The sequence below is a fragment of the Pseudarthrobacter sp. MDT1-22 genome, from assembly GCF_054511035.1.
This window is the reverse complement of the sequence record NZ_JBTNDK010000001.1, coordinates 350,844-370,143: the sequence shown is the minus strand read 5'-3', so window position 1 is coordinate 370,143 and position 19,300 is coordinate 350,844. Positions and strand designations below refer to the sequence as shown.

Annotated in this window: 13 protein-coding genes; 2 read left to right on the top strand and 11 right to left on the bottom strand. The window is 66.1% G+C overall.

Annotated elements, in window-relative coordinates; all coding sequences use genetic code 11:
* Positions 1 to 109: 109 nt before the first annotated feature.
* From ACX80M_RS01815 to ACX80M_RS01805, 3 genes are all read right to left on the bottom strand, one after another.
* Positions 110 to 598: a PTS sugar transporter subunit IIA gene (locus ACX80M_RS01815; RefSeq protein ID WP_141141159.1), complete on the bottom strand. Its 489-nt coding sequence runs from the start codon at positions 596 to 598 to the stop codon at positions 110 to 112.
* A 45-nt stretch (positions 599 to 643) separates the two neighbouring features.
* Positions 644 to 2,383 (bottom strand): glycerol-3-phosphate dehydrogenase/oxidase, encoded by a 1,740-nt coding sequence (locus ACX80M_RS01810; protein WP_252598340.1) that lies wholly within the window; start codon positions 2,381 to 2,383, stop codon positions 644 to 646.
* A 136-nt stretch (positions 2,384 to 2,519) separates the two neighbouring features.
* Positions 2,520 to 3,656, bottom strand: a complete 1,137-nt coding sequence (locus tag ACX80M_RS01805) for a GuaB3 family IMP dehydrogenase-related protein (RefSeq protein ID WP_252598341.1) — start codon at positions 3,654 to 3,656, stop codon at positions 2,520 to 2,522.
* A gap of 222 nt (positions 3,657 to 3,878) precedes the next feature.
* On the opposite strand from ACX80M_RS01805, the gene ACX80M_RS01800 reads away from it, so the two are divergent.
* A complete protein-coding gene (locus ACX80M_RS01800; protein ID WP_459308511.1) occupies positions 3,879 to 5,798 on the top strand; it encodes a S8 family peptidase in 1,920 nt (639 codons plus the stop codon).
* 94 nt (positions 5,799 to 5,892) lie between these two features.
* Here the strand turns inward: ACX80M_RS01800 and ACX80M_RS01795 are convergent, their stop codons facing one another.
* From ACX80M_RS01795 to ACX80M_RS01785, 3 genes are all read right to left on the bottom strand, one after another.
* Positions 5,893 to 7,752 (bottom strand): ABC transporter ATP-binding protein, encoded by a 1,860-nt coding sequence (locus ACX80M_RS01795; RefSeq protein WP_459308509.1) that lies wholly within the window; start codon positions 7,750 to 7,752, stop codon positions 5,893 to 5,895.
* Positions 7,753 to 7,770: 18 nt separating this feature from the next.
* Positions 7,771 to 9,282 carry an IMP dehydrogenase gene (guaB, locus tag ACX80M_RS01790; protein WP_104062565.1) on the bottom strand — a complete coding sequence of 504 codons (1,512 nt, stop codon included), beginning with the start codon at positions 9,280 to 9,282 and terminating at the stop codon, positions 7,771 to 7,773.
* Between the two features lie 222 nt (positions 9,283 to 9,504).
* Entirely contained in the window at positions 9,505 to 11,547 is a 2,043-nt protein-coding gene (locus tag ACX80M_RS01785; protein ID WP_459308544.1) for an acyltransferase family protein, read from the bottom strand.
* 176 nt (positions 11,548 to 11,723) lie between these two features.
* Here ACX80M_RS01785 and ACX80M_RS01780 point away from each other — a divergent pair, with 176 nt between their 5' ends.
* Complete coding sequence (locus tag ACX80M_RS01780) at positions 11,724 to 12,692, top strand: DUF389 domain-containing protein (RefSeq protein WP_459308507.1); 969 nt, start codon at positions 11,724 to 11,726, stop codon at positions 12,690 to 12,692.
* On the opposite strand, the gene ACX80M_RS01775 is transcribed toward ACX80M_RS01780, so the two are convergent.
* The 5 genes from ACX80M_RS01775 to groL form a co-directional block, all read right to left on the bottom strand.
* Entirely contained in the window at positions 12,661 to 13,767 is a 1,107-nt protein-coding gene (locus ACX80M_RS01775) for a flavin-containing monooxygenase (RefSeq protein WP_459308505.1), read from the bottom strand. The two genes, ACX80M_RS01780 and ACX80M_RS01775, sit on opposite strands and share 32 nt — an antisense overlap.
* Complete coding sequence (locus ACX80M_RS01770; RefSeq protein ID WP_252608945.1) at positions 13,764 to 14,102, bottom strand: hypothetical protein; 339 nt, start codon at positions 14,100 to 14,102, stop codon at positions 13,764 to 13,766. The genes ACX80M_RS01775 and ACX80M_RS01770 overlap by 4 nt, the downstream gene beginning before the upstream one ends.
* 80 nt (positions 14,103 to 14,182) lie before the next feature.
* Complete coding sequence (locus tag ACX80M_RS01765; protein WP_459308503.1) at positions 14,183 to 15,835, bottom strand: LuxR C-terminal-related transcriptional regulator; 1,653 nt, start codon at positions 15,833 to 15,835, stop codon at positions 14,183 to 14,185.
* Positions 15,836 to 15,936: 101 nt separating this feature from the next.
* Positions 15,937 to 17,460 carry an ATP-dependent DNA ligase gene (locus ACX80M_RS01760; RefSeq protein WP_252614188.1) on the bottom strand — a complete coding sequence of 508 codons (1,524 nt, stop codon included), beginning with the start codon at positions 17,458 to 17,460 and terminating at the stop codon, positions 15,937 to 15,939.
* Positions 17,461 to 17,644: 184 nt separating this feature from the next.
* Positions 17,645 to 19,255, bottom strand: coding sequence for a chaperonin GroEL (gene groL / locus ACX80M_RS01755; RefSeq protein ID WP_058931792.1), 1,611 nt, complete (start codon positions 19,253 to 19,255; stop codon positions 17,645 to 17,647).
* Positions 19,256 to 19,300 lie beyond the last annotated feature (45 nt).

Genomic DNA, 19,300 nt, shown 5'->3' with positions numbered 1-19,300 from the left:
ACTTCGTTCCTCTGTAGAACAACTAAACGACCAGGTACGTCCCGGCCTTGGAGTGGGGCAGCAGGGTCCCTACGTGGCGACGGAGTCGACACGAAAGGGCCTGCCCCACTCAATGGTCGAAGAACACCAGGCTGGAGTTGATGAGCTCGGCGATGACTTCGGCATCGTAGGCCCGCCGCAGCGACTCCCGGAAGGACTCCTTGGACAGGGAGCGAGCCAGGGTGGCCAGGACTTCCAGATGATCGGAAAACGAGCTTGCAGGGGTGGCGATCAGCAGAATAACCGTGGCCGGACCGTCGGCGGCACCGAAGTCCAGGGAGTGGCCGTACTTGGTGATGCCCACGGCGATGGACGTCCGCGAGACGAACTCGCTGCGGGCGTGCGGGAGCCCGATCCCGCCCGGCAGGCCGGTGGCGAGCTGGTGTTCGCGGGCGTTGACGTGCTCCAGGAACCGCGGCAAGTCCGTGACCCGCCCGGCGGCGAAGAGGCGTTCTGCCAGTTGCGCCGCGGCGTCCGACTTGTCCGTTGCCTCCAACTCCAGAATCACCAAATCGGAGGTGGTGAGATCGGCATCGTACCGGTCAAGTGGTTCCGCCAAGGCGTGTCCCTTCAGTCAGGAGAATTGCTGGTGTGCGGTGCCGCCTCAGCGCAAAGGGACGATGTCCTCCACGCCCAGCCGTGCGGCGTCGGCGGATTCGTCATCCGGCTGCTGCTGGCTCAGCCGTTCAGCTTCAACGCGTGCTATGTAGTGCTTTATTTCGCTTTCGCGCTGCACATCGCTCCAGCCAAGGACTTCGCCCATCAGTTTAGCGACAACCGGCACCGCCGACACGCCACGGTCCCAGGCCTCGATGGAGATGCGGGTCCGCCGGGTCAGGACGTCATGGACGTGCCGGGCGCCCTCGTGGGTTGCGGCGTAGACGGCTTCGGCCTGCAGGTAGTCGTCAGCACCGGGCAACGGCTCCGCCAATTCAGGATTCCGGGCGATGATGTCCAGCACCTCCGGAGTCATGGACCCGTAACGGTTGAGCAGGTGCTCTACCCGGGCCACGTGCACGCCGGACTCTTCAGCGGTCCTGCTCCTGCGGTTCCATGCAGCCTTGAAGCCGCTGGCACCGAGCAGCGGGATGGTTTCGGTACAGCTCGCCGGGACCCGCTCATCCATGGTGCGGGTGGCCTCGTCCACGGCGTCCTTGGCCATAACCCGGTAGGTGGTCCATTTGCCGCCGGCCACCACTACCAGGCCCGGTACGGGGTGGGCCACGATGTGTTCACGGGACAGTTTCGCCGTGGAATCGTTCTCCCCCGCCAGGAGCGGGCGCAGTCCGGCGTAGACGCCTTCAACATCCTCCCTGGTCAGCGGGCGTTTCAGGACCCGGTTGACGTGCTCGAGGATGTAGTCGATGTCCTTGCTGGAGGCCGCCGGGTGGGCCTTGTCGAGGTTCCAGTCGGTGTCCGTGGTGCCGATGATCCAGTGCCGGCCCCACGGAATAACGAACAGCACGGACTTTTCGGTGCGGAGAATCAGCCCCACCGTGGACTGGAACCGGTCGCGGGGCACTACGAGGTGGATGCCCTTGGACGCCCGGACCTTCAGCTGCCCGCGGTCGGTGACCATGGCCTGGGTTTCATCGGTCCACACCCCGGTGGCGTTGATGACCTGCTTGGCTTTGATGTTGAATTTCGAACCGTCTTCGTGGTTGACCACTTTGGCCCCCACCACGCGCTCACCTTCACGCAGGAAGTCCACCACCGCCATCTGGTTCACCGCATGGGCGCCGTAGTGCACCGCCGTCCGGACGAGGTTTGCCACGTACTTGGCGTCATCCACCTGGCCGTCGTAGTAGCGGATGGAGCCCACAAAGGCGTCTTTTTTCAGGCTGGGGGCGGCCCTCAGCGTGCCCCGCCTGCTGAGGTGTTTGTGGAACGGCACGCCGCGGCTGTGCCCGCCCGTAATGGACATGGCGTCATACAGGGCGATCCCGGCCCCCACATAGGGCCGTTCGAAGAACGGTTTGGTCAGCGGATACAGGAACGGCACCGGCCGGGCCAGGTGCGGGGCCAGGACCGAAAGAATCAGGCCACGTTCGTGCAGCGCTTCCTTAACCAGCCCAAAATCCAGCATCTCCAAGTAGCGCAGGCCGCCGTGGATCAGCTTGGATGACCGTGACGACGTGCCGGCGGCCCAGTCGCTGGCCTCCACGATCCCCACGGTGAGGCCGCGGGTCACGGCATCCAGCGCCGCACCGGCGCCCACGATGCCGCCGCCGACGATCAGGATGTCCAGTTCGTTGCCGGGTTCCGAGGTGGCCCTGAGCCTGGCGATCGATGCTTCCCTGGCCGCAGGCCCCAGGACCCCGCCTTCGTTTGGAACAGTGTTCACGGAACGCCTCCCTTGCCGCTGCTGCCGGTGGTAAAACCACAGTACTTCCTTGCCGCACAGTTGGGCAGGGCAGGTTCCACGAGGGAGGCGCTCCGGACGACGTCAGCGGCGTCGGCCGCCCGTCAGTTAGAGGCCGTCAGTTACCCGTGTACGGAGAAACTACGACGTCGACGCGCTGGAATTCCTTCAGGTCCGAATAGCCGGTGGTCGCCATCGAACGGCGGAGTGCGCCGATCAGGTTGGATGTGCCGTTGGTGTGGTGGCCGGGCCCGAAGAGCACCTCTTCGAGAGGTCCGACGGTGCCGACGTTGGCGCGGTCTCCGCGGGGCAGTTCGAGGTGGTGGGCCTCCTGGCCCCAGTGCCAGCCCTTGCCGGGTGCCTCTTCGGCCCGGGCGAGGGCGCTGCCCAGCATCACGGCGTCGGCGCCCATGGCAATTGCCTTGACGATGTCACCCGAGGTGCCCATGCCGCCGTCGGCAATTACGTGGACGTACCGTCCGCCGGATTCATCCATGTAGTCACGGCGGGCGGCCGCGACGTCGGAGATGGCGGAGGCCATGGGCGAGTGGATCCCCAGGGCGCGCCGCGTGGTGGCGGTGGCTCCGCCGCCGAAGCCGACCAGGACGCCGGCGGCTCCGGTGCGCATCAGGTGCAGGGCGGGCGTGTAGCCGGCCGCGCCGCCCACAATCACGGGGACGTCCAGTTCGTAGATGAACTGCTTGAGGTTCAGGGGTTCATGGTCTTTCGAGACGTGCTCGGCTGACACGGTGGTCCCGCGGATCACAAAGATGTCGACGCCGGCAGCCACCACGGTCTTGTAGTGTTCCTGCGTGCGTTGCGGGGTCAGCGAGCCGGCCACCGTCACGCCGGCGGCGCGGATCTCCGCCAGGCGGGACGTGATCAGTTCCGGCTGGATGGGAGCGCGGTAGAGCTCCTGCATACGGCCGGTCACGGCGGGGCTGTTGACCTCGTCTTCGAGGGCGCCGATCTCGTCAAGGATGGGCTGCGGGTCCTCGTAGCGGGTCCAGAGGCCCTCAAGGTCCAGCACGCCGAGCCCGCCGAGCCGGCCCAAGGAGATGGCCGTCTCCGGGGACATGGCCGAATCCATCGGGGCTGCAATCACGGGCATGTCGAACTTGTAGGCATCGATCTGCCAGGAGACCGACACGTCCTTGGGGTCGCGGGTACGACGGTTAGGGACAATCGCAATGTCATCCAGGGAGTAGGCACGACGCCCACGCTTGCCACGGCCAATCTCGATCTCGTAAGTCACGTGACCACTTTACTTGACCACGTGGGATGCGGTGTGGCGCCTGCTCTTAGGTTCATCCTGAAACTGATAGTCCACACTTTATTGACATGTTTTGTCAACCATTTACAAGTTTTGAAAATACCTTTATGTTTACTCTCGGTTACCACCTGATCCACCACGTGACCACCCATCACTCCCCTTCATACGGGCCACACCTGTGCCCGTTCCGAGAAAGAAGCTCCTATGGGACGTTCATCAATCAGGCGCCACCGCATCCTGGCCCTGTCGCTCGCCGCAGCAGTCGGCACCCTGGCCTTCGCCGGTTCGCCGGTCTTCGCCACCCCCGAAGACGGTGACCGCACTGCAGCCGGGCCGGCCGCCGTCCAAGGCACTTCGGTGCACGACGTGGCCGCCGGAGAGGCCTACACGAAGTTCATCGTCGAATTCAAGGAGACCACGGCAAACGCCACCCCGAACGGCCGCGCCAATGCCTGGGGCAAAGCAGCCAAGTCACAGGGCGTGAAGGTGCAGGAACTCCGCACCCTGGCCACCGGCGGAACGCTGATCGAGGCGGACAGGGCCCTGTCCGGGCAGGCTGCCGAAGACTTCATGGCCGAGATTGCGGCGTCCGGATCGGTCGACTACGTCGAACCTGACGCCCGCATGACGGTGGCTCTCACGCCCAACGACCCACGCTATGGCGAGCAATGGGATTTCACTGGCACCAACGGCATGCGGGTCCCCGGAGCTTGGGACGTTGCTACCGGCACCGGCGTGACGGTGGCCGTGATCGACACCGGAATCACGGCCCATCCGGACCTCGACGTGAATGTGCTGCCGGGCTACGACTTCGTCTCCGACGCCACGGCAGCGCGTGACGGCAACGGACGGGACGCGAATGCGCAGGACCAGGGCGACTGGTACGCCGCCGGCGAGTGCGGCCAGTCGACAGCCGGCAACAGCTCTTGGCACGGCACGCACGTCGCCGGCACCGTTGCAGCCGTGACCGGCAATGCCGCCGGCGTGGCGGGCGTCGCACCCAACGCCAAAGTGGTGCCGGTACGCGTCCTGGCCAAGTGCGGCGGGTCACTGTCCGACATTGCCGATGCGATTATCTGGTCAGCCGGCGGCACCGTCCCGGGCATCCCGGCCAACGCCAATCCCGCCACGGTCATCAACATGAGCCTGGGCGGGTCCGGTGCCTGCGGCAGCACGTACCAGGCAGCCATCAACTCCGCAGTTTCGCGGGGAGCCACCGTGGTGGTGGCGGCCGGCAACAGCAACCAGGATGCTTCCGGATTCCGCCCGGCCAACTGCAACAGCGTTGTGAGCGTGGCCGCCAGCAACCCGAGCGGCAGCCTCTCCTACTACTCCAACTACGGCTCCACGGTTGACCTGACCGCACCCGGCGGCGACGTCCGTGTAGCGGGCGGCGGAATCCTCTCCACTATCAATACCGGTACCTCCACACCGGGCTCCGCCGGCTACGCCAGCTACCAGGGAACGTCCATGGCAGCTCCGCACGTGGCCGGGCTGGCCGCACTCATGAAGTCCAAATCGTCCACGCTTACCCCGGCCCAGGTGGAGTCCACGCTCAAGCAGGGAACCCGGGCAATGCCGGGCGGCTGCACCACGGGCTGCGGCACAGGGCTTTCGGACGCCACCAAGACCATGGGCCTGCTGGGCGGGGTCACTCCCCCGCCGTCCGGCAACCTGCTGCTGAACCCGGGCTTCGAATCGGGCGCAGCCTCCTGGACCTCTGACCACGCCGACACGTTCGAGACCGGAACGAATGCCAGGACCGGTTCCGGCTTCGCCGGCCTCAACGGCTGGGGCCAGGCAACGTCCTACATCCTCGACCAGGCGTTTGCCGTCCCGTCCACGGTGGCCACCGCGTCACTGTCCTTCTACCTGAAGGTGCAGTCGGACGAGACCACATCCAGCGCGGCCTATGACACCCTGAGGGTTCAGGCGGTCAGCAACGGTGTGACCACCACGCTGGCCACTTACTCCAATCTCAACGAGTCCGCCGGCTATCTGCAGAAGCAGCTGGACCTCTCCGCCTACAAGGGCAAGAGCGTGACCCTGCGCTTCCTGGGTGTTGAGGACTCGTCGCTGGGGACGTACTTCTACCTCGACGACACAGCGGTGACCACCTCTTAGCCTCGGGGCCGCACGAATCCGGGACCGCCGGCCACGCCTTGCAGCGCGGCCGGCGGTTCCTGCGTGGAGTGCGTGACCCTAGGCCCTGCCGTCGTCAGACGCCCTCGGCCTCCTCCACCGTCAGCTGGGATTCGAACATCCTGAAGTAGCGGCCCCGCAGCGCCACCAGTTCCTTGTGGGTGCCCTGTTCCACAATCCGCCCGTCCTCGAGCATGTAGACAATGTCGGCCTTCTCAATGGTGGCAAGCCGGTGGCTGATGGCAATGATGGTGCTGCTGCGGTCCGCGAAAAGCCGGGTGAAGATCCGGTGCTCGGCCAGTGCGTCGATAGCGGACGTCGGCTCGTCCATGACCATGAAGGTGGCGTTGCGGTAGAAATTCCGGGCCATCGCGAGCCGCTGCCACTGGCCGCCGGAGAGCCCGCTCCCCTTCCGGCCGCGCGGATCCTCCATCCAGTTGCTGACATAGTTGTCCAGGCCGTTGGGCAGCTTGTTGATGAACTCCAACGCTTCGGCGTCGCTGGCTGCCTGGCGGATCCGTTCGTCGTCACGGGGCGGGTCCACGTCGCCAAAGCGGATGTTGTCGGCAGCCGTGGCGAATTCGTACTTGAGGAATTCCTGGCTCAGGACGGCCAGGTGGCGGTGCCAGGACTTAACGTCGACGGCGGCGAGGTCGACGCCGTCGAGCATTACCTGCCCGGAATCCGGGCGGTAGAGGCCGGCGAGGATCCGGATCAGTGTGGACTTTCCCGCCCCGTTCTCACCCACGACGGCGATGTGCTGGCCTTCGCGGATGGTCATGCTGATGCCGCGGATCACCTCGGTGTCGCCGCCCGTGTAGGTGAAGCGGATGTCCCGCAGTTCCACAGTTTTGGGCGCCTGGAGCAGCGGCGGTGAATGGTCCGAATGAACCGGCATTGCCATGAACAGCTCGTAGTCCTTGAGGTTGGCGAGATCCTCGTCGATCGAACTGAGGGAGGACACCAGGCTGTTGGCTGTGGACAGTGCGCGGCTGACGATCTGCTGGACATAGAGGAACTGGCCAACGGGCTGGGCACGGGCGATGATCTGGCCCACCACCCAGATCAGGGAGATCACCTCGGCGCCGTACTGCAGGGCATCGGCGGCGAGCTGCTTGGGGATGTAGCGCTTCTGGAAGTCCAGGCGGCGCCGCTCGTCAGCATCGCGCAGCTGGGAACGGAGGTCCATCAGGTAGCCCACGATCCCGTAGAGCCGCATTTCGGCGATGTGCTGGGGGCGGAGCAGGTTGGTTTCGATCATCCGGCGTTGCCGGCGGGAGTCCACCTGGGTGTTCCAGTGGGCGATCTGTTCGCGCGAGAGCTTGAACTGCAGGTAGACGCTGGGCACAATCGCCACCAGGACAATCACGGCGATCCACCAGCTGACCAGCAGCAGGGCGCCCACGGCCAGGATCACGGAGACCAACTGGGTGAAGATAGCCGCGATCCTGTCCAGCACGCGGGCATAGGAATCGGAAAACCGTTTGGCCCGGTCGTAGAGGTCCACGGTTTGCTTATCGTCATAGCGCCAGAACTCCAGCGCCAGGAAGCGCTCGTACATCTGGTCGCCCACGACGGCGCCCACCTTGAAGCTCATGAGCTGCTGGATGTAGCGGTCCACGCTGCTGAAGCCGCCCCACAAGAGCCCCAGGGCAGCCGTGATGATGACGTAAACAATGGCCTGTTGGCCTGCTGCGGAATCACCGGCGTAGGCGGCCGCCAGGGCCGTGGTGGTCAGCGCTGCGAAGTACGTGGTCACCAAAGGCAGCGTCGCCGAAATGAGCGAACCGACTACTTTCATTACGACGGCGGCTGGCGAAGCCTGGAAGCTGACCCGCAGCACCTGCGCCACGGCCCGGGCGTAAGGCCGCAGCGCCAACCGCCGCTGAGGGTCCTTTTTTGGGTTCAGTTCGGCGGGATGGCGTGGTCGGGACATGGCTCCAACCGCCGGGGATTAGCGCGAACCGTAGTTCGGCGCCTCCACGGTCATCTGGATGTCGTGCGGGTGCGATTCCTTGAGGCCGGCCGGGGTGATGCGGACGAACTTGCCGCGGACCTTGAGCTCCGGGATGGTGGGCGCACCGGTGTAGAACATGGTCTGGCGGAGGCCGCCCACCAGCTGGTACGCCACCGAGGCGAGCGGGCCGCGGTAGGCGACGCGGCCTTCGATGCCCTCGGGGATGAGCTTGTCATCACCGGAGACATCTGCCTGGAAGTAACGGTCCTTTGAGTAGGAGGTGTTCTTGCCGCGGGACTGCATGGCGCCCAGCGAGCCCATGCCGCGGTAGCTCTTGAACTGCTTGCCGTTCACGAAGATGAGCTCGCCCGGGGACTCGTCGCAACCGGCCAGGAGGGAACCCAGCATGACGGTGTCGGCGCCGGCAACCAGCGCCTTGCCGATGTCGCCCGAGTACTGCAGGCCGCCGTCGGCGATCAACGGAACGCCGGCCGGGATGGCTGCCTTGGCGGACTCGTAAATGGCGGTGATCTGCGGGACGCCCACGCCGGCCACCACGCGGGTGGTGCAGATGGAGCCGGGGCCCACGCCCACCTTGATGCCGTCGGCACCGGCGTCGATCAGGGCCTGGGCACCTTCGCGGGTGGCAGCCTGGCCGCCGATGATGTCCACGTGCGCTGCTACGGGATCGGACTTCAGGCGGCGGATCATGTCCAGCACACCCTGGGAGTGGCCGTTGGCCGTGTCAACGAACAGTGCATCGACTCCGGCGTCGACCAGTGCCATGGCGCGTTCCCAGCCGTCACCGAAGAAGCCGATGGCGGCACCGACGCGGAGCCGGCCCTCATCGTCCTTGGTGGCCAGCGGGTACTGCTCGGCCTTGGTGAAGTCCTTGGTGGTGATGAGGCCCTTGAGCCGGCCCTGCTCGTCAACGAGCGGAAGCTTTTCGATCTTGTTCGTGGCCAGCTTGTGGGAGGCTTCCTCACGGCTGATGCCTACGTGCCCGGTGATCAGCGGCATCTTGGTCATCACGTCGCTGACCAGCCGCAGCGGGAAGTCGGCTTCGGGCACAAAGCGGGTGTCGCGGTTGGTGACAATACCGAGGAGCCGCATGCCCTCGTCCACCACGGGGAGGCCGGAGACCCGGTACTGCGAGCAGATCTCGTCCAGTTCGGCCAGCGTGGCCTCGGGGCCGATGGTCAGCGGGTTGGTGATCATCCCGGATTCGCTGCGCTTCACGCGGTCCACCTGGTCGGCCTGGTCCTGGATGGACAGGTTGCGGTGGATGACGCCCAGGCCGCCCTGGCGAGCCATGGCAATGGCCATCCGGGATTCGGTAACCGTGTCCATGGCGGCGGACAGCAGCGGTGTGTGAACGGTGATCCGCTTGGAAATCCGCGAAGACGTGTCAGCCTCGGACGGGATGACGTCCGTGTGGCCCGGGAGGAGCAGGACGTCGTCGTAGGTCAGGCCGATGAAGCCGAAAGGATTGTGCTCGGGCTGGGTCATGAGTGCGCCTCTTACCTTGGTTACGGGTTCACGGGTAGGGGTTGCAGCTAATGACCAGCCCGTCATTACGGGACTGGTCCGTGCAGGGCCTTAGTACATTCGAGTGCCTCATGCACGGGAACCATGCAGAAAGCTTTGAGTAAATATTAGAACCTCGACGCGGATCCCCCTATTCCGGGAGCACATTGTGAGCAACGGCACCCAATAACCGAAGGCCGCGTGTCAGTTCCAGCCCGTCGCCGCCAGCAGCCGCTCCTCAAACATGGGAATCATGCTTTCCACATACGTCCGGCTCAGGTGGTTGTCGTCCTTGTACACGTAGACGTTGCCTACCACGGCCGGGCAGATGCCGCCGGCGCAGATGAAATCGCTCAGGTCCATCAGGTGCAGCCCGTCCACCTTCCCGCGGTAGCTCTCCAGCGGTGACGGCTCCACCAGGGATTCGTTCAGCGGCGGGTTGCACGCCGGGGCGTCCGCACTGTGGCGCTGGACGCACTCGGGCATGTTGATGGTGAAGCGCGGGTTGTCCCGGATGCCGACGATCTCGATGCCGGCATCCGCGATAGGCTGGATGCCTTCGAGGTACGCCGGCACCTCGGTCTCGAACGGGGCTTCCTCATGGGTCAGGGTGGCCACGGTAAAGACGGCATCCGGCCGGTGCTCCAGCACGTACGCTGCGCTGGCCCGGTTGTAGGCGTTGCACTCGGCGTTCCGGGTCTCGGATTCGGCCCCGAAACGGCATGCCGGCATCAGCAGGGTGACCAGCTCCCAGCCGCGGGCTTCCGCGATGGGAGCCAGTGCGGCCAGATACTGCTGGGCATGGGAGTCACCCAGGACAACGATCCGTTTGGTGGGTTCGCCTTCGGGGAGCGCCTGCCGGCAGCCTTCAAGAACAGGGTCCCCCGTGGCATTCGCTCCCGTACAGGCCTGGTGGATTCCGGCCCAGTCGTTGTCCAGGGCGGTGGGCCCAGGAATGATCCTGCCCTGCGGTGCCGGTGCTCCGGCGTTACCGGGGGTCAGCAGGGCCGCTCCCGGCGTCAGCTCGCGGGGCTGGGCGGCGGTGGCGGCTTCCTCCGCGGTGAGGCTCGTCTGCCAGACCGCCACGGGTCCGGCCAGCAGGACACAGCAGGAAACCACGACGACGGCGGTGCGCCAGGTGCGCACCTGCGGCCAGCGCCACTCCCGGAGGGGTTTTTCCACAAAGCGGGTGGTGAGGACGGCCAGGACCACCGAGGCGGCGATGATCGCGGCGCCCTGGATGAGGTTGGGGGCCTCAACGCCGGTAGCGGCCAGCGCAAGCACTAGGACGGGCCAGTGCCACAAATAGAGGGCGTAGGAGTTGTCACCCAGGGAAACCAGCGGCTTCCAGCCCAGGAGGCGGTCCACACCAAACCGGCTCCCGCTCTGCCCGGCCACAATGATCGCGGCTGCGGCCAGCGTGGGCCACAGTGCCACGAATCCGGGGAACGCCCGGTCCACGGTCAGCAGCAAACCACAGGAGACCATGGCCACCAGGCCGGCCCAGCCGAGCACGACACGCAGGAGTTTTCCGGGTTTCAGGTACGGCAGGGCAAGGGCCAGCAGCGAGCCCAGCGCAAATTCCCAGAGCCGCGTCCGGGTGTCGAAGTAGGCGTAGGCCTGGTTTGTGGCCGTCTGGTCAATCGAGAACGCGAGCGAGGCAACGAGGACGCCGGCGAACGCGGCTGCCACCACGGCGCGGTAGCTGGCGTTGTACCGGTGCCGGAGGAGCCGCCACACAACAGCGGAAGCGGCGAAGACGAGAGGCCACAGGATAAAGACCTGTCCTTGGATGGACAGGGACCAGAAGTGCTGCAGGGGGCTGGCCGCGGCATGCTGCTGGGCGTAGTAATCCACGGCGGTATCCGCCAGCAGCCAGTTCTGCCGGTACAGCAATGCCGCCCAGGCCTGGTCCAGGATGACGGGCCAGCGGCCTTGCGGGAGGACCAGCCAGGTGCCTGCCAGGACCCCGAGGATCACCACGACGGCGGCCGGCAGCAGCCGCTTGAAGAGGTGCAGCCAGTGCCGGAGGAGATTGAGGGAGGTGCCGGCCTCCACGTTCCGGACGAAGGACAGCGTCAGCAGGAAGGCCGAGATCAGGAGGAAGATATCCACCCCGCCGGACACCCGGCCAAGCCACACATGGTAGGTCACCACCATCAGGACGGCGAGCGCGCGGAGGCCTTGGACTTCGGGACGGAAGGTCGGTTTCCGGGCAGGCTTCCGCTCGCCGGTTTTTGCGTCCAGCGCAGTGCGCGGAGCAGCCTCGGCTGGTGCACTGGACACAGAGGACCTCTCCAAGCGGGTAAGCAAAGCATCAAGCCTACGGAGCCGCGCGGCCGATGGCCAATCAACGGCCGCCTTCGAGCCCCTCGGAGAGCGCCACAAACTATGCTGGCCACAGGCCAGCGAAGGGAGACCAAGTGATTGTGCAGCTGCGGATCTGTGTGCCCAGTGAACTGTCGGCAGTGACGCTGGACGCTTGCAAGGAGCACACGGGAACCGCCGAGGTAGCGCTCTTTCCGGGAGCATCCGTGTCGCCGCAGGGCGATGTCATCGACGTCCAGGTTGCCAGGGAAGCGGTGGAGGAACTGCTTGAAAAACTCCACGTCCTGAAGGCGCAGGAGGTGGGATCCATTGCCATCTCCATGCCGGAACTCGTCCTGTCCCGGCGCGCGGACAAAGCGGAGGCGTCTGCCCCCGGAGACGGCGCAGACGCCTTGATCTGGGACGAGGTCACCCGCCAGACGGGCGAGGACTCCCGGCTCACGTGGAGCTACCTTGCCTTCCTGATACTGGCCACGCAGCTCGCCGCCATCGGCATCGTGACGAATTCCACCATTGCCATCGTGGGGGCGATGGCCGTGGGGCCGGAGTTCGGCCCCCTGGCGGCGCTGGCAGTGGCCTTGGCCCGGCGCCAGTGGGCACTCGGCCGGCGTGCTGCCCTGGCGCTTGGTGTGGGATTCCCGCTGGCCATGCTGCTGGCGGCCTTGACCACGTGGGTCTCCGCGGCACTGGGCCTCTTCGCGGACAACACCCTGGACACAGGGTCTGCGGTGGAGTTCATTTACCACCCGGGACCCTATTCCCTGATCGTGGCCGTTCTGGCCGGCACGGCGGGCATGCTGTCCGTCATCAGCCGGCGGTCAGCGGCACTCATCGGTGTCTTCATCTCCGTGACCACAGTTCCTGCTGCCGGGTTTGTGGCCGTAGCACTCGTGCTGGGCGAGTTTGAGAAAGCAACGGGGTCGGCCCTGCAGCTGGCGCTCAACCTGATGGGCATCGTGGCGGCGGCAGTTCTGGTGCTGTTCTTCTACCGGCTGGTTTCCCGGCGCTTGCCCGAAGCCGCCGCCCGGCGCCTCAGATGGCAGCTGACGCGGACTCGCGGGTGACCGGAACCGGGATCCGGCCCGCCAGATAGCGCGCATCACGGCATGCCCCGGGCAGCGTTGCCGACGCCGCCGCGTACATAAATTCCTGGCCCAGGAAGAACAGCCCAGGGGTATCCAGTGCCACGCCGCGCCGCTGCCTGGGCAGCGCGCCGCCGTCGAGCATTACCGGATCCATCCAGCCGAAGTCATCCCGGAACCCGGTGCACCAGATTACGTTTGAAACCTCCAGCCGGGTCCCGTCCGCGAGCACCGGCAGCCCATTCTCCACCCCGGCAATCCGCGGCACGCGCCTGACGCCAGCGGCGGCCAGGTCTTTGGACTTTGTCCTGATCAGGGGCGCCGCGTGGGCCGTGAAGGCCGGTGCAGCTTTGCGGCCGATCGGGTTGTTGAGGGTGAGGACGTGGAGTCCGACGAACCGCACCACGGGCAGGAAGTACCGTGCCGCCGTCGGGCCGTGCTTGACGGGAATCTCACCGCCGGGCTTGCCGGCCACGATGGTGGGATGCGTCCGGGACACTTCAAGGCCAATCTCCGCTCCCGAGTTCCCCAGCCCTACTACCAGGACGGGGCCCTCCTGCAGCTGCCCCAGGTTGCGGTATTCACTGGAATGAAACTGGACGACGGCGGCGTTCAGTTCCGCAGCGAAGTCCGGTAGCTTCGGCGCTTGGCTGCAGCCGGTGGCCACCACCACGTTGTGCGCCTCCCAGCGCCGGCCGTTGGAAGCGGCGACAAACCGGTTCCCGTCCCGCCACAGGTGTTCGATCGGCACACTGTTGAGGACGGGCAGGCCGAACTTTTCGGCGTAGCCCTCAAGGTATCCGGCAACGTCATCCTTGCTGGGGAAGGACAGCGGGTCCGCCGGGAACGGCATTCCCGGCAGTCCGTCGTATTTTGCGGGCGTAAAAACCCGCAGCGAATCCCACCGCTGGCGCCAGGCGTCGCCGGTTCTTGGATGTGCGTCCAGGATGAGGAACGTGCGGTTTTGCTGTTTCAGGTAGTGGCCAAGGGCTAGGCCTGCTTGCCCGCCACCGATGATCAGGGTGTCCAGCGTGCCGGTCACGCCGTTGTTGTTCATGGCTGCTCTCCTTTGGTATCCGAGGTGATGGTGATGGCTGAACCTTCCGGGGGCTGGTCCGCCCGGCTGTCCTGTCCGTCGTCCCGGTACCGGAGCCACCATGCCAGCATCAGCGCGGATGCCAGGAGGTAGGCCAGGTGCAGGGCCCAGATGGGTCCGGCAGGGAGGTTGAAAACGTACACGGTGTGGACCGCGTTGGCCACGTTGGTTAGCATCAGGTTGCTGAGGCTGTAGGAAGCCAGGTCCTTGGTCCGTGCCGCTTTGACCAGCATCGGCAGCATTCCCACGGCGAACAGCACGGTGGAAAGTGTGCCGGCAAGTACTGGAAGGTTCATGCTTTGAGGCTATGGCCGTGCCCTTGCCGGCCGCGTCCGCCAAAATATGCAACTTTCATGCACGATGGGGCTGGGTATTTCTATGTAGTCAGTCCGTGTTCATAGGCATAGCTGGTGGCGGCTGCCCGGGACGTCAGGCCCAGTTTCAGGAAGATGTTGCTGATATGCCGCGCCACGGTCTTTTCGCTCAGGTACAGCTCGCCGGCGATGGCCCGGTTGCCCTTTCCGGTTGCCACCAGCTGAAGGACTTCAAGCTCGCGGCGGGTGAGGAGACCAGCCGTGCCTGGCGTGGCCCCGCTACCCAACATGCCTTCGTGCAGCAGGGATGCCGCCCACGTTGCCGCCGGCGCCGCGCCCAGGTCCAGGAGCGAAGCCTGGGCCGCCTCCAGGTACATCAGCGCCGAGGCTTCATCGCCAAGTGCGCGGCAGGCGCTGCCGGCCAACGCCTCGCAGCGCGCCGCTTCGTACGGGACACCGAGCTCCTGCCACAGTCTCCACGCCTCCCGGAGCGGTTTCAGGGCAGCGGAGGGATCGCCGTCGGCCAGTCGGACCGCGCCGTCCGCTTGGCCGGCAACGGCCCGGATCATGGGCATAGGGTATTCGTGGGCCAGGGCTTCCAGCTCCTGAAAACCTCGCCGCGCCGCTGCCACGTCGGAGGCGGCCAGCTCGATCTCCACCAGTGCCGGCAACATGTTCCGGCGGGTAGCGAGGTCTGCCGCGCCAGCTGCCCTCCGGATCATCGCTTGTGCCTGCTGCGCATCACCGCGGGCCAGCCAGACCAGAGCGAGGCCAGGCTGTGGCTCATAGCCAGATCGGGCCGCCTGCCGGTAGGAAGCTTCGGCGTCGTCCAGTTTTCCACCCAGCCGTTCCACCTCCCCCTGCTGGTAGTAGCCTCCGTAAAGCGCCTGGGGATCACCCCTTACGGCAAGTCCCTGGGCAGCCGCAGCCGCCATCAGTGCCTCGGCCCAGGCCCCATGGAGCATGAAGAGTTCGGCGCGGTGCGACTGGCACTGGCCGCTGAAGGACACCATGTCAGGGCGTGCACGGCACCAGCGATCCAGGGCAGCCGTCCATTCCAAGGCCCTCTCCAGATCGTAGACCAGGTGGCAGTTGCCGATGACTGCGCAGTAGATAATCCCCGACGGGATCGGGGAGAGTTCACCTGCCGTGACGGCCACCATGACCTCGTCGAACATCTTGAGTCCCTTCTCAGGGTGACCAAGCATCAGCGTGGCCTGGCCTGTGCCGAGGAGGCCCAGCGCGGACAGGTCCTTGTCGTGGAACCGCTGGCCGAATTCGGCAACGCGGGAGAAAACCTGCAAGGCGCCCGCCGGATCACCGCCGTAAAGTTTGCCCAGGCCCATCGGCACAAGCAGCAGGCCCTGGACTGCGCTGGGCTCGGCCAGTTCATCCACGAGCCGCTGGCCGCGGGCAAACCACCCTCCGGCCCGAGCCTGCTCCCCAAGGAACATCAGTTGCATGCCCATCCAGCCCGCGCACCGTGCGGCACTCTCGGCGTCGCCCATCCCAAGGTACTCCTCGTGAGAACGGGTGAGGGTCTCCAGTCCTGTGGTGCTTTCCCCGGTCAGGATCTCGGCCGTAGCCAGCCGTTCGAGGTCGGCAGCCGGCAACCCGCCACGCTTATCGGCTTCACGGAAAGTCTGATATGCCTCGGTCCAGCGATGTTTCTGGAAGGCTGACCTGCCCTGGTCAATGCCTGTTTCAGCTGACATCTGGCCCCTTTCGGACACCAACCGCCCAACCTGTTGGCCCGCGCACGCTGGGTGCGGCGGTACTTAAGCGCCACGGTACGCCCGGTGGAGAAGCGGCACAACTACGAACGCAGCAGCGCGCGCAGCGTCTGAATGGTGTCGGCCTCCGCCGCCGTCTTATCGTCGCGGTAGCGCTTGACGCGTGCGAATCGCAGCGCGATTCCGCCCGGATAGCGCGAGGAACGCTGCACGCCATCGATCGCGACCTCGACCACGGTGACTGGCTCGATCCAGACTGTGCCCGCCGTGCGCCGCACCTCGAGCTCCTGGAAGATCTCGGTCTGCCAGCGCAGCATCGCGTCGGTTAGGCCCTTGAATGTCTTGCCCACCATCACGTAGCCGCCGGGTTCGCCGAACTCGCCGGCCGGGTCGAGGGCTCCGAGGTGCAGGTTCGACAGCAGCCCTGTCCGCCGGCCTGACCCCCACTCGCAGGCGAGCACCACCAGGTCGTACGTGAGCACCGGCTTCACCTTGATCCAGTTGGAGCCACGCCGCCCGGCCGCGTAGGCCGATCCGACCGCCTTCACCACCACGCCCTCGTGGCCCGCGGCGAGCGCATCACGCGACACTCTCTCGGCAACGGCCGCGTCCGCCGTGATCTCCCCCGGGATCCGGTGCTCAGGGGCGATGCGCTCCAGCACGCCGAGGCGCGTCGCCAGCGGTTCGTCGAGCAGGTCGCGCCCGTCGATGTGCAACACGTCGAAGAACCAGGGATGCAGCACCGTGGCGCGCGCCGCATCCGCCCCGAACCGCGACATGGTCTCCTGGAACGGTCGCGGGCCGCCGGCCTCGTCGAGGGCGAGGGTCTCGCCGTCGAGGATCACATCGCGCACCGGCAGCCCTCGCACCACCTCCACCACCTCGGGCAGCCGGTGGGTCACGTCGGCCAGGGTGCGGGTGTAGATGCGAACTTCGTCGCCGACGCGATGCACCTGGATGCGCGCTCCGTCGAGCTTGTATTCCACGGATGCTTCCCCCGTCACCTCCAGCGCCACGCTGGCACTGGCCGCGGTTGCGGCGAGCATGGGCTGCACGGGACGGCCGACGACGAGGCCGACGGCGTCGAGCTCGGCCGCCGTTCCCGTGATCGCAAGCAGGGCGGTCCCGCCGAGATCGCCGGAGAGCATCGCCGCGCGGCGTACGGCGTCGACGGGCCGGTCGGCGGCGCGGGCAACGGCATCCGTCAGCACCCCCTCGAGCGCGCCGGTTCGCAGTTCGCCGAGCAGCACGCCGGCGATGAAGGCCTGCTCGCGCTCGGTGGCTGCCGCTGTGAGCATCCGGAGGGTCGCGGCGCGCTCCGCGGCTGATCCAGCGCCTGCGGTGACAAGCAGCCGGTCCAGCGCAGCGTCGAGGTCGGCGACGGTCAGGCTCGGTTCGGCGGCCGGCTCCCCCATGGCTGCTGTCATACCGCGCCAGCCGATCCCAACACGGCCCTGCCGCGGCTTGGCGATGAGCAAGCCGACGGCGGCCGCGATGTCCACGGGCTCGAGCCGGCGCAGCAGGTCGGCCAGTGCGTCGATCTTCGCGAGTCGGGAGCGGGTCGACGCGACGGCATCCGTGGTTTTCACGAGCTCGTCTAGCAGCATGGCATCAGTCTGCCACGCCCGCCGACGCCGGGCGCGTAGGCGGGAAAAGCGGGCCGCGAGTGGTTTGTGGCACAAAAAACCGGCCCAGCCGAAGCTGGACCGGTTCTTGTGCGGAGACGGTGAGTGGGCCCACGCCGTCAGGGTTCCCTGACCGAGCGAAGCGAGGTGAGGGAGACTGTGGGGATTAGTGGCTGTGGCCTGCGTGCTCGTCTTCGTTAGCGGGCTTCTCCACTACGAGGGTCTCGGTGGTGAGAACCAGCGCAGCGATGGATGCCGCGTTGCGCAGGGCTGCACGGGTGACCTTGACCGGGTCGATGACACCGGCGGCGATCAAGTCCTCGTACTCGCCCGTCTTGGCGTTGAAGCCGTTGTTGGTTTCGAGCTCGGCAACCTTGGCGGTGACAACGTAGCCGTCGAAACCGGCGTTCTGGGCGATCCAGCGAAGCGGCTGGACCAGCGCGCGGCGGACGATGCCCACAGCAGCGGCGGCGTCGCCTTCGAGTGCCTTGACTGCAGGGTCCTCGTCGAGGGCCTTCAGTGCGTGGATCAGCGCGGAACCGCCACCGGCCACGATGCCCTCTTCGAGGGCGGCGCGGGTGGAGGACACTGCATCTTCGATGCGGTGCTTCTTTTCCTTCAGCTCAACTTCGGTGGCTGCGCCGACCTTGATGACACCGATGCCGCCGGCCAGCTTGGCCAGGCGCTCCTGGAGCTTTTCGCGGTCCCAGTCGGAGTCGGTGCGGGTCAGCTCGGCGCGCAGCTGGGAAACCCGGGCTGCGACGTCTTCTGCGGAACCGGCGCCGTCAACGATGGTGGTGTTGTCCTTGGTGACCGTGATGCGGCGGGCAGTACCCAGCACCTCAAGGCCAACCGAATCCAGGCTGAGGCCCAGTTCCGCGGAGATGACCTGCGCACCGGTGAGGGTGGCGATGTCCTGCAGCATGGCCTTGCGGCGGTCGCCGAAGCCCGGAGCCTTGACGGCAACAACGTTCAGCGTGCCGCGGATGCGGTTGACGATCAGCGTGGACAGGGCCTCGCCCTCAACGTCTTCCGCAATGATGAAGAGCGGCTTGGAGCTCTGCAGCGCCTTCTCCAGCAGCGGCAGGAAGTCCTGCACGGAGGAGATCTTGCCCTGGTTGATCAGGATAAGGGCGTCTTCGAGGACGGCTTCCTGGCGTTCGGAGTCGGTCACGAAGTACGGGGACAGGTAGCCCTTGTCGAACTGCATGCCCTCGGTGAGGACCAGCTCGGTCTGCGTGGTGGAGGACTCCTCGATGGTGATCACACCATCCTTGCCGACCTTGCCGAATGCCTCGGCGAGGAGCTCGCCGATTTCGTCGCTCTGGGCCGAGATTGCTGCCACGCTGGCAACCTGCGTGCCTTCAACCGGGCGTGCGTTCTCGAGCAGGCGGGCTGCAATGGCTTCTACGGAAACCTCGATGCCACGCTTAATCTGGCCCGGAGCGGCGCCCGCCGCAACGTTGCGCAGGCCTTCCTTGACCAGGGCCTGGGCGAGCACGGTGGCCGTGGTGGTGCCGTCGCCGGCAACATCGTTGGTCTTCGTGGCTACTTCCTTGGCCAGCTGCGCGCCAAGGTTTTCATACGGGTCATCAAGCTCAATTTCGCGGGCGATGGTGACGCCGTCATTGGTGATGGTGGGTGCCCCCCACTTTTTGTCGAGGACAACGTTGCGGCCGCGGGGGCCGAGCGTCACCTTGACAGTGTTGGCGAGCTTATCGATGCCGGCTTCAAGCGACCGGCGTGCAGCGTCGTTAAACGCAAGCTGCTTTGCCATGGTTTTGTCCTTTCAAAGACAGAACCCCGCACTGTTGTTCGGTCA

Excerpts from the sequence above, each read along its gene's own strand:
- ACX80M_RS01800 (WP_459308511.1), top strand. The coding sequence starts at position 3,879 with ATGGGACGTTCATCAATCAGGCGCCACCGCATCCTGGCCCTGTCGCTC.
- ACX80M_RS01795 (WP_459308509.1), bottom strand. The coding sequence starts at position 7,752 with ATGTCCCGACCACGCCATCCCGCCGAACTGAACCCAAAAAAGGACCCT.
- guaB (WP_104062565.1), bottom strand. The coding sequence starts at position 9,282 with ATGACCCAGCCCGAGCACAATCCTTTCGGCTTCATCGGCCTGACCTAC.
- ACX80M_RS01775 (WP_459308505.1), bottom strand. The coding sequence starts at position 13,767 with ATGAACAACAACGGCGTGACCGGCACGCTGGACACCCTGATCATCGGT.
- ACX80M_RS01770 (WP_252608945.1), bottom strand. The coding sequence starts at position 14,102 with ATGAACCTTCCAGTACTTGCCGGCACACTTTCCACCGTGCTGTTCGCC.
- ACX80M_RS01765 (WP_459308503.1), bottom strand. The coding sequence starts at position 15,835 with ATGTCAGCTGAAACAGGCATTGACCAGGGCAGGTCAGCCTTCCAGAAA.
- ACX80M_RS01760 (WP_252614188.1), bottom strand. The coding sequence starts at position 17,460 with ATGCTGCTAGACGAGCTCGTGAAAACCACGGATGCCGTCGCGTCGACC.
- groL (WP_058931792.1), bottom strand. The coding sequence starts at position 19,255 with ATGGCAAAGCAGCTTGCGTTTAACGACGCTGCACGCCGGTCGCTTGAA.